The organism is Pseudomonas sp. ATCC 13867 (assembly GCF_000349845.1).
In the GTDB taxonomy this organism is placed as follows: Bacteria; Pseudomonadota; Gammaproteobacteria; order Pseudomonadales; family Pseudomonadaceae; genus Pseudomonas.
The window spans coordinates 1,312,381-1,326,043 of the sequence record NC_020829.1; the positions used below are offsets into that span (position 1 = coordinate 1,312,381).

Annotated in this window: 17 protein-coding genes and 1 pseudogene; 2 read left to right on the forward strand and 16 right to left on the reverse strand. The window is 58.6% G+C overall.

Annotation, left to right across the window (positions count from 1 at the left end; genetic code table 11):
- The first annotated feature begins 35 nt into the window (after positions 1-35).
- A complete protein-coding gene (locus tag H681_RS06000; RefSeq protein WP_041711761.1) occupies positions 36-686 on the forward strand; it encodes a response regulator in 651 nt (216 codons plus the stop codon).
- 121 nt (positions 687-807) lie between these two features.
- Positions 808-941, forward strand: a pseudogene (locus tag H681_RS26325) (IS5/IS1182 family transposase); the annotation flags it as partial.
- A 194-nt stretch (positions 942-1,135) separates the two neighbouring features.
- On the opposite strand, the gene H681_RS06005 reads toward H681_RS26325, so the two are convergent.
- The 16 genes from H681_RS06005 to tssI form a co-directional block, all read right to left on the reverse strand.
- The gene (locus H681_RS06005; protein ID WP_157883301.1) at positions 1,136-3,730 is read right to left on the reverse strand and encodes a T6SS phospholipase effector Tle1-like catalytic domain-containing protein; all 2,595 of its coding nucleotides are present in this window, start codon (positions 3,728-3,730) and stop codon (positions 1,136-1,138) included.
- Positions 3,715-4,254, reverse strand: a complete 540-nt coding sequence (locus H681_RS06010; RefSeq protein WP_041711763.1) for a DUF3304 domain-containing protein — start codon at positions 4,252-4,254, stop codon at positions 3,715-3,717. The genes H681_RS06005 and H681_RS06010 overlap by 16 nt, the downstream gene beginning before the upstream one ends.
- Positions 4,239-4,778, reverse strand: coding sequence for a DUF3304 domain-containing protein (locus tag H681_RS25660; protein WP_015475948.1), 540 nt, complete (start codon positions 4,776-4,778; stop codon positions 4,239-4,241). Before H681_RS25660 ends, H681_RS06010 begins: the two co-directional genes overlap by 16 nt.
- Positions 4,763-5,302, reverse strand: coding sequence for a DUF3304 domain-containing protein (locus H681_RS06015; protein ID WP_041711764.1), 540 nt, complete (start codon positions 5,300-5,302; stop codon positions 4,763-4,765). The genes H681_RS25660 and H681_RS06015 overlap by 16 nt, the downstream gene beginning before the upstream one ends.
- Positions 5,287-5,826 (reverse strand): DUF3304 domain-containing protein, encoded by a 540-nt coding sequence (locus H681_RS06020; RefSeq protein ID WP_041711766.1) that lies wholly within the window; start codon positions 5,824-5,826, stop codon positions 5,287-5,289. The genes H681_RS06015 and H681_RS06020 overlap by 16 nt, the downstream gene beginning before the upstream one ends.
- Positions 5,811-6,350: a DUF3304 domain-containing protein gene (locus H681_RS25665; protein ID WP_080636204.1), complete on the reverse strand. Its 540-nt coding sequence runs from the start codon at positions 6,348-6,350 to the stop codon at positions 5,811-5,813. Before H681_RS25665 ends, H681_RS06020 begins: the two co-directional genes overlap by 16 nt.
- A complete protein-coding gene (locus H681_RS06025; protein WP_015475952.1) occupies positions 6,335-6,874 on the reverse strand; it encodes a DUF3304 domain-containing protein in 540 nt (179 codons plus the stop codon). The genes H681_RS25665 and H681_RS06025 overlap by 16 nt, the downstream gene beginning before the upstream one ends.
- The gene (locus H681_RS06030) at positions 6,859-7,398 is read right to left on the reverse strand and encodes a DUF3304 domain-containing protein (protein ID WP_041711768.1); all 540 of its coding nucleotides are present in this window, start codon (positions 7,396-7,398) and stop codon (positions 6,859-6,861) included. The genes H681_RS06025 and H681_RS06030 overlap by 16 nt, the downstream gene beginning before the upstream one ends.
- The gene (locus H681_RS25670) at positions 7,383-7,922 is read right to left on the reverse strand and encodes a DUF3304 domain-containing protein (RefSeq protein ID WP_080636205.1); all 540 of its coding nucleotides are present in this window, start codon (positions 7,920-7,922) and stop codon (positions 7,383-7,385) included. The genes H681_RS06030 and H681_RS25670 overlap by 16 nt, the downstream gene beginning before the upstream one ends.
- Entirely contained in the window at positions 7,907-8,446 is a 540-nt protein-coding gene (locus H681_RS25675; RefSeq protein ID WP_015475954.1) for a DUF3304 domain-containing protein, read from the reverse strand. The genes H681_RS25670 and H681_RS25675 overlap by 16 nt, the downstream gene beginning before the upstream one ends.
- The gene (locus H681_RS06040) at positions 8,431-8,970 is read right to left on the reverse strand and encodes a DUF3304 domain-containing protein (protein WP_041711770.1); all 540 of its coding nucleotides are present in this window, start codon (positions 8,968-8,970) and stop codon (positions 8,431-8,433) included. Before H681_RS06040 ends, H681_RS25675 begins: the two co-directional genes overlap by 16 nt.
- An 83-nt stretch (positions 8,971-9,053) precedes the next feature.
- Positions 9,054-10,204, reverse strand: a protein-coding gene (locus tag H681_RS06045) for an IS3 family transposase (RefSeq protein WP_086009549.1) whose coding sequence is annotated in 2 segments (ribosomal slippage) — positions 9,054-9,961 and positions 9,961-10,204 — 1,152 coding nt in all. Because the reading frame shifts where the segments join, the coding sequence is not laid out codon by codon here.
- A 59-nt stretch (positions 10,205-10,263) separates the two neighbouring features.
- Positions 10,264-10,476: a DUF3304 domain-containing protein gene (locus H681_RS27100; protein WP_442961251.1), complete on the reverse strand. Its 213-nt coding sequence runs from the start codon at positions 10,474-10,476 to the stop codon at positions 10,264-10,266.
- Positions 10,469-10,753: a DUF3304 domain-containing protein gene (locus H681_RS27105; protein WP_330217885.1), complete on the reverse strand. Its 285-nt coding sequence runs from the start codon at positions 10,751-10,753 to the stop codon at positions 10,469-10,471. Before H681_RS27105 ends, H681_RS27100 begins: the two co-directional genes overlap by 8 nt.
- A complete protein-coding gene (locus H681_RS25485; protein ID WP_015475960.1) occupies positions 10,750-11,529 on the reverse strand; it encodes a DUF4123 domain-containing protein in 780 nt (259 codons plus the stop codon). The genes H681_RS27105 and H681_RS25485 overlap by 4 nt, the downstream gene beginning before the upstream one ends.
- A gap of 22 nt (positions 11,530-11,551) precedes the next feature.
- A complete protein-coding gene (gene tssI, locus H681_RS06065) occupies positions 11,552-13,630 on the reverse strand; it encodes a type VI secretion system Vgr family protein (protein WP_015475961.1) in 2,079 nt (692 codons plus the stop codon).
- Between the last annotated feature and the right edge of the window lie 33 nt (positions 13,631-13,663).

Consider the following 13,663-nt stretch of genomic DNA (forward strand, 5'->3'; position numbering starts at 1 on the left):
CACCGATATCCAATGTTGGAACCCAAGAAGAACTCATGGACAAAGTCAGAATAATAGTGGCGGACGACCATCCCATCGTGCTGATGGGCGTGCGCGAGATGATAGAGCGGGATGATCTCTTCGAGGTGATCGGCGAAGCCCACAACTCCAGCGAGCTGGTGGCGTTGTGCCGTGACCTGCGGCCGGCCATAGCGATCACCGATTTCAACATGCCCGGCGACCAGACCTATGGCGACGGCCTCAAGCTGATCGAGTACCTGCTGCGCAATTTCCCCGATACCCGCATCCTGATTCTCACCATGCTGTCCAACCCGCTGATTCTCTCCAGCCTGTACGACCTGGGCGTGCAGGGGGTGATCCTGAAGAACGGCGACCTCAACGAGATCCTGGTGGCGCTCAGGGCATTGTCCCAGGGGCGGGTCTACCGTGGGCCGAGCATGCAGTCGGCGAACAGCGTGCTGGCCAGCAAGGACGACGTGGATGGCCGTATCGCCAGCCTGTCGGTGAAAGAGTACGAGGTCCTGCGCCACTTCGTTTCCGGCCTGAGCGTGCGGGATATCGCCCAACTGCTCAACCGCAGCATCAAGACCGTCAGCGCGCAGAAGATTTCCGCCATGCGCAAGCTTGACGTGGATACTGACCAGGCACTGCTGACCTTCTGCGTGAAGGCCAACCTGTTCCAGTGAGTACCCGAGGCCCGGTACGAAAGCCGCCGGCTTTCGTACCGGGCTTGTTGCAATCCCTTGACCGAAGCTCTCTATCCCATGCGGCTCTGTAGCGAAAGTATTTCTTACAACCTTTTCAAGGGGCGACCGGGGTTTGTCGCTGCGCCAAGGCACGGTCGTCAATGCGGCGCTGATCCACGCGCCCAGTTCGACCAAGAACAACGCCGGCAAGCACGATCCGGAAGTGCACCAGAGCAAGACGGGAACCAGTACTACTGCGCGAATTTGCCCTATCGAATCTGTGGATGGCCCGCCGGCATCTGCTAACCAGCACAGGAGAAGTGCGCCTGTAGGACGCCTCCAGGAAACTGCCCCTTACTGTAAAGTCGCCGCGCCCCCGATCCTCCGGAGTCTCGCCCATGCCCAGTCTGTTTGTGCTCGTCACTGCCTGGCCAGGATGCACTCCGGCATCAAGCGTCAATGCCGAGCCCTTTGTGGATCGCCTTTTCGAGAATGGAAGGCTGAAGCGAGGGCAAAGAATTATCAGTCGATCCCGCTACCTCGCCGAGCAATGCTCCGGCTTGATCGAGCCAGCCAGATTCTTTCTGTTCCTGGGCATCCGCAGTGGTGTTCCGAGCGTCGTCGGCTTGTTGGTGAGCCTTGAGAATTTCCTGCAAGGCCGGCGTAACGGCGGTCGCAGCCGTGAGAGCGACGGGGGCAGGCAGCGCAGCGGCCATCTGCTGTGTAGTTGAAGTGTCTTTGCTGAATGCCCGCAGTTCGCTGGCGACCTCCACCATCGGCAGCGCAAGGCCGGTAAGCGGATCGAAGGCGCTGATCTCCGGGAAGCCGACTTTTCCACGCATCACCGGAATCCCCAGGGAAGGCAGGAAGAGCCCCACCAGGTACTTCGGATTACGGCGTTTGACGCTCAAGCCAATACTGGCGAGAGCGATCCCCACCCCGACAACCTGCATTCCCCTAGCCAGCAGGGAAAGGTTCCGGTTGGACTCCTGATCGAAGAAGATGCAGCGATAGCGGAAGTAGTCGCTCCAGAATTCGCGCTCGTTCATCTGGGCATTCATGAACCAGGCCCGCGAGTCGTGCACCTGATCATCGAACAATGCGATGAGCTGAGCAGCCGTCTCGTTGACCGGGAAGCCAGCCGGGGTGAAGAGCTTCTTGTAGGCTTTCTCTCCACCTTCACGCAGCGTGGCGTATTCCTCGGCCTCGTCCACATCGTTGGTCATGTAGATCAAACCACCCAACAGCACGTTCATTGCCGTGCCGGTACTCCAGCCACCGTCACCGCCGAATGACCACTCCGGGATATAGTCGCGGCGAAACTCCTTGGCGGCATTCGCCAGTTGGCGCTGTTCGAGGGGCGGATCGAAGGTCTTGTTGGTGTTCAACGGAGCATTTGCATCACCGCCGACATCCGCTTCATACCGAGCCCGGATGGCCTGTGCATTGTCTCGCTTCTTCTGGTCAGCAGGGCTGAGTACAGGCAAATCCTTACCGGCACGGGCAGCAGCATCTTCGGCCAGTTGGTACTTGTGCAGTGTTTCGAAGGCCTCGACTTCCGCTGGGGTCATATCGCGTTGTTTACCGCGCGGCTGGGCATATGCCTGGCGCACCTGGCCGCCGTAGGCAAATCGATCGATACGCCAGCCGGTGATCAGGCAAAGCTCCTTGAACATCACCTGTTCGAGAGGCCCGCTGCTGAGTTGATCGACCCAGGTGTTGAAGCGGGTAACCAAACCATCAGCGATGTTGAACTCATCAAATGTGGTCCTAGCCATTACTAACCACGGCCAGTTTTCCTGCTGCTCCGGGTTGAGAGCTATCTGGGGGGCTTGCAATGGTGCTCCTGCCTGATAGGCGGCACTGTACATGTGGTGTAGCGCGACCTGTGACAGTACAAACTGGCCTCCTGCTATTGCTTTGCCCTGATCTCCAGGCGGGTAGCCGCCGCCGACATCCGAGTGCATGCCGGGATAGATGAATTCATGGGTGCCCGCGCGATAGGTCGAGGGACAACTAGGGTCGTCGGGGCGCGCCTTTCTACGGATCGAGTCGAGCGGGAAGCAGGCCCGTTGCTCGTGGGCTGCGACCAGATGCACGCAACGCCGCAGGAACGCTTCATCGTCCGGGAGGCGCTGGGTGTCGTTGGCCCAACCCATGTGTCCATCGGCGAAGGGGGCCAGATCGGCGACGCCCACCGAGGCAACGGTATCGAAGAGGCCGAGGAACTCGACGCTCAGTTCGACACCGGCAAAGCGGTGACTGCCATCTGCTTGCTGAGTTAGTTCAGCAAGCCAGTTGACGAAGGTACGAGCTTCAGCGGCTCCACGGGAGAAGCCGTAGACATACAACTGGATACCCAGCAACTCAGGTTTCGGACGTGCCGCAATCGCCTGTTCCAACTCCTGCATTTTCGGCTGCATGGCAGCAGCACGGTTACCTCTGCCATCGCTGGCCTGCCCTAGGCTCACTCGCTCTAGAGCTCTGCTGGTGGTCATTTTCTTGACTAGGTCCCACGCTTCATTACGGGACAGCGGGTCTTTCTGGCAGGTTCTCCGCAGTGTATCGATTAGGCGTGTTAGCCCCCAGTTGATCCGGTTTTCGCCGCCAGTGGCGTACTTAAGCCCAGCGTCGGACGGTTCGAACTCCTCAATCTCCGGGAATACCGTGCCGACACCGGCCATGTAATAAGCGAAATAACCTTGCTCAGTGAGGTCTTTGTCATTGCCAATGGAGGCATGGTAAAGCCGAGCGACGTTAGTGGTCGTCTTTGGATTGGCGACGCTATCCGAAGGCTCATGGTTGTTGGTGCCATCGAAGAACAGGCTGACATGTAGCACCTTCGCGCAAGGCGGCAGTGCTGGGGAGTTTCCGGCTTTTTGCGCAGCTTCTTTGTCCCGCACGATGGCCTTTTCGTACAGCCGCTCCTGCATTCTGCGGTTGGTGGCTACTTCTTTGGGGGTGCGCGGCAGCAGACCGCCCTCAACCATGCGAGGTGGCTTACTGACAGCTTGCGCAGGGATGTTGTTCAGTGAGCTGGGCATGTCTTGGGCTCTTCCATGTTGAGCGGTTCGTTATGGGGGTAGCCAGGCTGGCCATAGATGGTATTGCTGGTAGCGACCTTCACCACGTCGCAGGGGAAGAAGTGCACATCCAGCGAGCCAAACTCACCAAAAGGCTCCAGCTCCACCACCGCACGATGACGGGTGTACTCCGCCTTGGAGGCTTCCATCCTCCGATTCCATGCATCGCTAAAAGGGCGCTCAGGCCATTTCGCATAGGCATAGGGATCAGGGTCTTTCTCCCACTCAATCACTACCTTCAGGCCGGGACGCCATTTCGTCGGTAAAGAAACGCAGCAGTTTTGCTTCCCCCCCCCTTGATGGGGACCAATGTTGGGACCACCGCCGCCGTTAACGGTGAATCGGTTGATCGCCGCTGAGGTGTGGTTGTAGCCCTCGATGGGCGTTGGCAGGTTTTCGGGTGGAGTTGCCGAGCAGCCGCTGATCCAGAACGCTATTGCGATCAACAGCGCGTGTTGTGCGAGAGAACTCAACCGTTTTGGCATGTCTTGGGCTCCTCCATGTTGAGCGGTTCTTTTATTGCGTATTGCGGGTGTCCATAGACATAGATTGACGCAATGACCTTCACCTGATCACAAGGAAGGAAGTGCACGACGACGGCACCAACCTTGTCGTAGGGGGGGAGCTCTACAACTGCTCGATGGTGGGTGTAATGAGTTTCGTGCTCCGCCGCAGCTTTACTCCAAGCATCCGAATATCTTGGTTGTGGCCAGTATTGGCTAGCAAAAGGATCAGGGTCTTTTTCCCACTCAACAACCGCCCTCAGGCCGGGACGCCATTTCATCGGCAGAGAAACGCAGCAGTTTTGCTTCCCCCCCCCTTGATGGGGACCAATGTTGGGACCACCGCCGCCGTTAACGGTGAATCGGTTGATCGCCGCTGAGGTGTGGTTGTAGCCCTCGATAGGGGTAGGCAGGTTTTCGGGCGGGGCTGCCGAGCAGCCGCTGATCCAGAACGCTATTGCGATCAGCAGCGCGTGTTGTGCGAGAGAACTCAGCTGTTTTGACATGTCTTGGGCTCCTCCATGTTGAGCGGTTCGTTATGGGGGTAGCCAGGCTGGCCATAGATGGTATTGCTGGTGGCTACCTTCACCACGTTGCAGGGGAAGAAGTGCACATCCAGCGAGCCAAACTCACCAAAAGGTTCCAGCTCCACCACAGCACGATGACGGGTGTAGTGCGTCTCGTGCTCTGCTGCGCGCTTGCTCCAAGCATCGCTATATAGGCGTTCAGGCCACTTGGCGTAAGCATAGGGATCAGGGTCTTTTTCCCATTCAATGACTACCTTCAGACCGGGACGCCATTTCGTCGGTAGAGAAACGCAACACGTCTGACTCCCGCCCCCTAAATGTGGGCCGAAGTTTGAACCGCCAGCTCCATTGACAGTGAATCGGTTGATCGCCGCCGAAGTGTGGTTGTACCCCTCGATAGGGGTTGGGAGATTCTCTGGCGGGGCTGCTGTACAGCCGCCAAACCACAATGTTGCTGCAAGTAGAAGGAGTCGGCGTACGGGGGAACTCAACTGTGTTGGCATGTCTTGGGCTCTTCCATGTTGAGCGGTTCGTTATGGCTGTATCCAGGCTGGCCATAGGTGGCATTGCTGGTGGCGACTTTCACCACGTCGCAGGGGAAGAAGTGGACATCGAGTGAGCCGAATTCGCCGTACGGCTCCAACTCCACCACTGCGCGATGATGGGTGTAGTGACTTTCGTGCTCCGCCATGCGCTTGCGCCATGCATCTGAGAACAGGGGTTCTGGCCACTTCCCGTAGGAGCGTGGATCAGGGTCCTTCTCCCATTCAATGACGACCTTCAGGCCGGGACGCCATTTCGTCGGCAGAGAAACGCAGCAGTTCTGCTTGCCTCCACCTTGGTGAGGGCCAATGTTGGGACCACCGCCGCCGTTTACGGTGAATCGATTGATCGCCGCCGAGGTGTGGTTGTAGCCCTCGATGGGCGTCGGCAGGTTTTCGGGTGGAGTTGCCGAGCAGCCGCTGATCCAGACCGCTATTGCGATCAGCAGCGTGTGTTGTGCGAGAGGACTCAACCGTTTTGACATGTCTTGGGCTCTTCCATGTTGAGCGGTTTTTTTATGGCGTACTGCGGATGCCCGTATGCGTGGAGCGTCGCAATAACTTTCACCTGATCACAGGGGAAGAAGTGCACGACAACAGCGCCGACTCTGTCGTAGGGAGGGAGTTCCACCACTGCGCGATGATGGGTGTAGTGACTTTCGTGCTCTGCCATGCGCTTGCGCCATGCATCCGAGAACAAAGGTTCCGGCCAATTGCGTGATGCACCTGCGTTGGGGTCTTTCTCCCACTCAATCACGACCTTCAGGCCGGGACGCCATTTCGTCGGCAGAGAAACGCAGCAGTTTTGCTTTCCCCCTCCCTGATGTGGACCAATGTTGGGGCCGCCGCCGCCATTCACGGTGAATCGGTTGATCGCCGCCGAGGTGTGGTTGTAGCCCTCGATGGGCGTCGGAAGGTTCTCCGGTGGGGCTGCCGTGCAGCCGCTGATCCAGGACGCTATTGCGATCAGTAGTGCGTGTTGTGCGAGAGAACTCAACCGTTTTGGCATGTCCTGGGCTCTTCCATGTTGAGCGGTTCGTTATGGGGGTAGCCAGGCTGGCCATAGATGGTATTGCTGGTAGCGACCTTCACCACGTCGCAGGGGAAGAAGTGCACATCCAGCGAGCCAAACTCACCAAAAGGTTCCAGCTCCACAACTGCTCGATGGCGGCTGTAGTGGGTACGATGCTCCTCGGCGGCCTTAAACCAGGCATCGGAGTACATTGGCTGAGGCCAATAGCGGCTTGCCCCCGGGCTAGGGTCTTTCTCCCACTCAATCACTACCTTCAGGCCGGGACGCCATTTCGTCGGCAGAGAAACGCAGCAGGTCTGACTCCCGCCTCCCAGGTGCGGGCCAAAGTTGGAGCCCCCAGCACCGTTCACAGTGAATTTGTTGATTGCCGCTGAGGTGTGGTTGTAGCCCTCGATGGGCGTCGGCAGGTTTTCGGGTGGGGCTGCCGAGCAGCCGCTGATCCAGACCGCTATTGCGATCAACAGCGCGTGTTGTGCGAGAGAACTCAGCTGTTTTGACATGTCTTGGGCTCTTCCATGTTGAGCGGTTCGTTATGGGGGTAGCCAGGCTGGCCATAGATGGTATTGCTGGTGGCGACCTTCACCACGTCGCAGGGGAAGAAGTGCACATCGAGTGAGCCGAATTCGCCGTACGGCTCCAACTCCACCACTGCGCGATGATGGGTATAGTGTGTCTCGTGCTCCGCCGCAGCTTTACTCCAAGCATCCGAATACCTTGGCTGTGGCCAGTATTGGCTCGCATAGGGATCAGGGTCCTTTTCCCATTCAATGACGACCTTCAGGCCGGGACGCCATTTCGTCGGCAGAGAAACGCAACACGTCTGACTCCCGCCCCCTAAATGTGGGCCGAAGTTTGAACCGCCAGCTCCATTGACAGTGAATCGGTTGATCGCCGCCGAAGTGTGGTTGTACCCCTCGATGGGCGTCGGAAGGTTCTCCGGTGGGGCTGCCGTGCAGCCGCTGATCCAGGACGCTATTGCGATCAGTAGTGCGTGTTGTGCGAGAGAACTCAACCGTTTTGGCATGTCTTGGGCTCTTCCATGTTGAGCGGTTCTTTTATTGCGTATTGCGGATGTCCATAGACATAGAGCGAGGCGAGGACTTTTACTTGATCACAAGGTAGGAAATGCACGACAACAGCACCGACTCTGTCGTAGGGAGGGAGTTCCACCACTGCGCGATGATGGGTGTAGTGCGTCTCGTGCTCTGCTGCGCGCTTGCTCCAAGCATCGCTATATAGGCGTTCAGGCCACTTGGCGTAAGCATAGGGATCAGGGTCTTTTTCCCATTCAATGACTACCTTCAGGCCGGGACGCCATTTCGTCGGCAGAGAAACGCAGCAGTTCTGCTTGCCACCCCCTTGATGGGGACCAATGTTGGGACCACCGCCGCCGTTAACGGTGAATCGATTGATCGCCGCCGAGGTGTGGTTGTAGCCCTCGATGGGCGTCGGCAGGTTTTCGGGTGGAGCCGCCGAGCAGCCACTGATCCAGAACGCTATTGCGATCAGCAGCGCGTGTTGTGCGAGAGAACTCAACCGTTTTGGCATGTCTTGGGCTCTTCCATATTGAGCGGTTCTTTTATGGCGTACTGCGGATGCCCGTATGCGTGGAGCGTCGCAATAACTTTCACCTGATCACAGGGGAAGAAGTGCACGACAACAGCGCCGACTCTGTCGTAGGGGGGGAGCTCTACAACTGCTCGATGGCGGCTGTAGTGGGTACGATGCTCCTCGGCGGCCTTAAACCAGGCATCGGAGTACATTGGCTGAGGCCAATAGCGGCTTGCTCCCGGGCTAGGGTCTTTCTCCCACTCAATCACTACCTTCAGGCCTGGACGCCATTTCGTCGGTAGAGAAACGCAGCAGGTCTGACTCCCGCCCCCCAGGTGCGGGCCAAAGTTGGAGCCCCCAGCACCGTTCACAGTGAATCTGTTGATTGCCGCTGAGGTGTGGTTGTAGCCCTCGATGGGCGTCGGCAGGTTTTCGGATGGAGCCGCCGAGCAGCCACTGATCCAGAACGCTATTGCGATCAGCAGCGTGTGTTGTGCGAGAGAACTCAGCTGTTTTGGCACGTCTTGGGCTCTTCCATGTTGAGCGGTTCGTTATGGGGGTAGCCAGGCTGGCCATAGATGGTATTGCTGGTGGCTACCTTCACCACGTCGCAGGGGAAGAAGTGCACATCGAGTGAGCCAAATTCGCCGTACGGCTCCAACTCCACCACCGCGCGATGATGGGTGTAGTGTGTCTCGTGCTCTGCCGCTCGTTTATTCCACGCATCGGAGAAAATGCGCTCAGGCCAGTATCGACTAGCATAGGGATCAGGGTCCTTTTCCCATTCAATGACTACCTTCAAGCCGGGACGCCATTTCGTCGGTAGAGAAACGCAGCAGTTCTGCTTTCCACCACCTTGGTGAGGGCCAATATTAGGACCGCCTCCACCATTCACAGTGAATCGGTTGATCGCCGCCGAGGTGTGGTTGTAGCCCTCGATGGGCGTTGGCAGGTTTTCGGGTGGAGTTGCCGAGCAGCCGCTGATCCAGAACGCTATTGCGATCAGCAGCGTGTGTTGTGCGAGAGGACTCAAACGTTTTGACATGTCTTGGGCTCTTCCATGTTGAGCGGTTCTTTTATGGCGTACTGCGGATGCCCGTATGCGTGGAGTGAATCGCCCCGGCTTTCCTAGACACTCTCCAAGCTCTGGAAATAGCGCTTTTCAAACTCCACTGGCGATAGCTGCATAGCGCTGCTGTGCCGGCGTTTGGGGTTATAAAACATCTCGATGTAATCGAACACATCACTGCGAGCTTCTTCGCGAGTGCCGTAGGTTTTCCGTCGGATGCGTTCGCGCTTCAGCAACTGGAAAAAGCTTTCTGCCACCGCGTTGTCGTGACAGTTGCCGCGTCGACTCATGCTGCTGATGAGATTGTTGGCCTTGAGGAAACTCTGCCAGTCCGAGCTGCTGAACTGGCTGCCCTGGTCGGAGTGGATCATCACTTCCTGCTTGGGCTTGCGCCGCCACACCGCCATCAGCAACGCATCGATGGCCAGGTCGCTGCACATCCGTGGTTTCATCGACCAGCCAATCACCTGGCGTGAAAACAGATCCAGCACCACCGCCAAGTACAACCAACCCTCATAGGTGCGGATGTAGGTGATGTCGGTGACCCAGACCTTGTTCGGTTCACTGACGTTGAACTGCCGCTCCAGGCGATTGGGCGAGGCCACCGTCGGTCTGCCACCGTAATAGCCGGGACGCCGACGATAACCGGTCTGCGAGCGCAGCCCCTCTCCCCGCATCAGGCGAGCCACGCGGTGCCGGCCACAGGACTCCCCCAGTTCACGCAGGTCGTCGTGGATCTTGCGGTAGCCGTAGACCCCACCGCTTTCCAGCCAGGCATGCTTGATCAATCCGAGCAGGCGCTGATCTTCCTTGGTGCGTACGGATTTCGGCTCGGCCAGCCAGGCGTAGTAACCGCTGGGATGCACCTTGAGGGTCTGGCAGAGACGCCGTACCGGGTACTCCACCGACAGCTTGCTGATGAAGGCGTACTTCAGCCGGACTCCTTGGCAAAGTACGCGGCGGCCTTTTTTAGGATGTCTCGCTCTTCGGTCACCCGCTTGAGTTCGGCGCGCAGACGACGCAGTTCGGCCTGCTGATCGTCTTCCTGCTGCCGTTGTTCCTGGGGCTTGCCGTAGCGCTTGATCCAGGCATACAGGCTATGCACCGACATGCCCAGCCGCGCTGCCACCTCGGCCACGGGGAGGCCGCGCTCGGTCACTTGCTTGACCGCTTCGATTTTGAATTCTTCGGGGTAACGCTGGTTGCTCATGGCACCTCCTAACGGGCCTCATTATGAGGCTTGGAGGTGTCTACGAAACTAGGGGCTATTCAGAGCGTCGCAATAACTTTCACCTGATCACAGGGGAAGAAGTGCACGACGACGGCACCAACCTTGTCGTAGGGGGGGAGCTCTACAACTGCTCGATGTCGGGTGTAATGCGACCGATGCTCTTCCATTCGTTGGTTCCAAGCGTCGCTGAATGGAGGCTCTTTCCAGAACCGAGAAGCCCCAACATTGGGGTCTTTCTCCCACTCAATCACTACCTTCAGGCCGGGACGCCATTTCGTCGGCAGAGAAACGCAGCAGGTCTGACTCCCACCCCCCCAGGTGCGGGCCAAAGTTGGAGCCCCCAGCCCCGTTGACCTTGAACCAATTGATCGCCGCCGAGGTGTGGTTGTAGCCCTCGATGGGCGTCGGCAGGCTTTCTGGCGGAGTAGCAGTACAGCCGGCAAGCCAGATACCGGTGATAACGGCCAGAGCAGCCTTGCGGATGCGCATCACGCACATGCGAGGGCTGCCACCGAGATGACGAGTCATGTCAGGGGCCTTTGTTGTTGCTGTCCAATCCAGCCGAGCAGGAAATCATCCCGGTCCGAGTCCAAGACCTGCTCCCGTTGGGCGGCCCGGATTCCGCTCGTGACATGACGATGCAGCGCATCCTGGCTCGGCAACCCCGCATCCCGGTGAGTCAGTGCGTGGGTGTCGCAAAAGCGGACGGCTTCGCTCCAGGCCACCAGTTCGAACAACTGCGAATCGCTCAGGTGAAGTGCTGGCAAAGGTGAAGGGGTATCTTCCGGGCGCTGCGGCTGTCCGGCCCACTGCTGAGGCTGTCCGGCGCTATCACGCCAGTACCAGGCGATTGCAGGGGAGTGGAACCAGGCTGACTGGTTCGGCAGCAGGGCCTCGCAACAGGTGCGGAACAGCCTCGGATCGTAGAACCGCAACAGCCCGCTATGCTGCTCCTTGCCCCAATGGGCTTGGGTGCAGTGCCGCAGATGTGCCACGAGAGGTTCAAATGGCCATTTGCTGAACAGGGCGAGTACTCGACCTGCACCCAGGGCGTCGCTGAGAGCGTGCGCTGCGGTTCGCTGCACGGGGTCATCCAGACTGATCCGCCGCAAATGTGCTCCTTGCTGAGATAGGGCGTGCTCCGGCGTGTTATCGAATAGCCGTGCGTTCAACTGATGAGCTGGAGTCACCGGAAGCGGTGAGGCCAGGCCCGTAGCGTCGAGCAACAGGTCAATATGACTGAGTCTGTTCACTTGAGCTTCTTCGATCAAATGATCGAGCCAGGCCGAGTTTCTGGGTTGCATAGCAGAGTGCTCCTGCCTGAACTTATCGAGGTACCAAGGCTTGCTGCTTGGCGCGTGCCTGCTTCAAGCATTCTTCACAGACCGCAGGCTGCCCGAGCTTTTCCTCGCAGTTGTTCACCAGGGCCAGCAACGCTGGTGCCCCGGGCTTGTCGCTGTCCGCGGCGTTGGGAAGGATGGGTGGTTTGATGGCGATGCCAGACCCGCTACCAGGCGATCCACCGCTGTTGATCCTGGCCGTTGCGCCACTGATGGTAACGCCGCCAGGATCGAGCTTGATGAAGCTGCCTCCGGCCTTGATAGTCAGCTCCATTCCCGCTTCGACGACCACTTTGTCACCGGCCTTGATGTGGATTTCGTTGCCGGTTTCGACGAACTGGGCGGTGCCGATCCTGATGTGCTGGTTGTTGCCGACAGTGAGGTGGTCGTCGCTGCGCAGTTCCACCTTGCGGTCACCGTGGGTGGTGCGGTGTTCCTCGGCCTTGAACTCGCTGTAGCTGTTGGCTTCCACAGTGTCGTGGCGTTCGTGGCCGATACGGATACGCTGGTCGTGCTCGATGTTCTCGTCCCAGTCGCGCTGAGCATGGACGAATATCTGCTCCTGGCCTTTCTTGTCCTCGATACGTAGCTCATTGAAGCCGCCACCACCGGGGTAGCTGTTGGTCTTGAACAGGCTGCGCGTCTTGTTCTCCGGCAATGTATAGGGCACCCGGTTTTCGGCGTGGTACAGGCAACCGGAAACCAGCGGCTGGTCGGGATCGCCTTCCAGGAAGCTCACCAACACTTCCATGCCGACGCGGGGAATGGCAATACCACCGTAGCCTTTGCTTGCCCAGGAAGACGCCACGCGCAGCCAGCAGCTGGTTTTGTCATCGGCCTGGCCTTGGCGATCCCAGAAGAACTGCACCTTCACCCGCCCGTATGGGTCGCAGTGGATTTCTTCCCCTTCCGGACCGGTCACCACGGCAGTCTGGCTGCCCAATACGCGAGGCTTTGGATGCCTTAATGCAGGGCGGAAGTGGACGTTCCAGGGAATCGCGACAAAGTGGTTGCGATAGCCTTGCTGGAAATCGCCAGGATGAGCGCGCTGGTCGCTGGTAACGGACTCTTCCAGCACCTGTGGCTGGCGACCTTCATGGTGGATTTCGGTGAGCAGCCAGAGGTCGTTCCATTCCTGCCTGGGATGATCGGACAGCGGAAGGAAATGGCCTGTCACCAGCATGGGTTGGTCGCTATTGCCTTCGGCTTGCAGGTAATCGCTGCGATGGCGTTCCAGTGCGCGTTGGCTGAGGTGCTTGCCTCGCTCGCGGTCAACGAAGCGGCCAGGGTAGTCGTAGTCCTCCAGGTCAGGCTGCGGTGACTCCAGGGATGGGCGGTATGCCGCTTCCATTTGCACGGCGGGCTTTTCGAAGTCGTAATCACGCCGGGTGACACGGCTGGTTCGGGTATTGAGCTGCACCTCGAAGCGCTTGACGACCGGCTCGTCGGCAACCAATCCGGTGTCCTGCACGTAAGCGGTCGGGCGGCTCAGTTTCGGGAAGGAGGTCTGGTCGTCACCGAAGACCAATAGGTGCTGATCGGGCGAAAAGACGTGGTGAAAATGGATACCCTCTTCCTCGCACAGCCTGTTGACGAACGCCAGATCGGTTTCGTCGTACTGCGTGCAGTAGTCGCGGGCGGGGTACACCGTAGGGCCAAGCTGGAAGCGATAGGTATCGGCCAGGATGCCGTGCCCCTCCAGTACCTGAGCAATGATTTCCGGAACCGTAAGATGCTGGAAGATGCGTTGATTAACGTTGAAGGCCAGGTACGCCAGTCGGGGAACGATGGTCACCTGATAACGGGTCAGGCGCTTGCCGGAATCGCCTTGGGCCGCACGGAAAATCTGCCCGTGAATGCCCTGGCCTGACCGAGCGAATGCCAGGTACGCGGGCTTGTGCAGCAACGCTTCCAAGTCCAGATCAGATCGTTCGCTCACCAATTCAAGGGCGAAGCAATACGGCTGATTGAGGGCTTCATGCCCTGAAAAGCTGAGCACCTGAAGGTCATGCTGGACGCCTTCGATGCTCAGGCTGAAATGAGTCTGGTTGGCCGGGGCGAACATCCGCTGTTCCTCTGCGCAGGTGGCCGGTCATCC

Excerpts from the sequence above, each read along its gene's own strand:
- H681_RS06005 (WP_157883301.1), bottom strand. The coding sequence starts at position 3,730 with ATGCCCAGCTCACTGAACAACATCCCTGCGCAAGCTGTCAGTAAGCCA.
- H681_RS06000 (WP_041711761.1), top strand. The coding sequence starts at position 36 with ATGGACAAAGTCAGAATAATAGTGGCGGACGACCATCCCATCGTGCTG.
- H681_RS27105 (WP_330217885.1), bottom strand. The coding sequence starts at position 10,753 with ATGACTCGTCATCTCGGTGGCAGCCCTCGCATGTGCGTGATGCGCATC.
- H681_RS06025 (WP_015475952.1), bottom strand. The coding sequence starts at position 6,874 with ATGTCAAAACAGCTGAGTTCTCTCGCACAACACGCGCTGTTGATCGCA.
- H681_RS06030 (WP_041711768.1), bottom strand. The coding sequence starts at position 7,398 with ATGCCAAAACGGTTGAGTTCTCTCGCACAACACGCACTACTGATCGCA.
- H681_RS25660 (WP_015475948.1), bottom strand. The coding sequence starts at position 4,778 with ATGTCAAAACAGCTGAGTTCTCTCGCACAACACGCGCTGCTGATCGCA.
- H681_RS25670 (WP_080636205.1), bottom strand. The coding sequence starts at position 7,922 with ATGCCAAAACGGTTGAGTTCTCTCGCACAACACGCGCTGCTGATCGCA.
- H681_RS06010 (WP_041711763.1), bottom strand. The coding sequence starts at position 4,254 with ATGCCAAAACGGTTGAGTTCTCTCGCACAACACGCGCTGTTGATCGCA.
- H681_RS25665 (WP_080636204.1), bottom strand. The coding sequence starts at position 6,350 with ATGCCAAAACGGTTGAGTTCTCTCGCACAACACGCACTACTGATCGCA.
- tssI (WP_015475961.1), bottom strand. The coding sequence starts at position 13,630 with ATGTTCGCCCCGGCCAACCAGACTCATTTCAGCCTGAGCATCGAAGGC.
- H681_RS06015 (WP_041711764.1), bottom strand. The coding sequence starts at position 5,302 with ATGCCAACACAGTTGAGTTCCCCCGTACGCCGACTCCTTCTACTTGCA.
- H681_RS25485 (WP_015475960.1), bottom strand. The coding sequence starts at position 11,529 with ATGCAACCCAGAAACTCGGCCTGGCTCGATCATTTGATCGAAGAAGCT.
- H681_RS06020 (WP_041711766.1), bottom strand. The coding sequence starts at position 5,826 with ATGTCAAAACGGTTGAGTCCTCTCGCACAACACACGCTGCTGATCGCA.
- H681_RS06040 (WP_041711770.1), bottom strand. The coding sequence starts at position 8,970 with ATGTCAAAACGTTTGAGTCCTCTCGCACAACACACGCTGCTGATCGCA.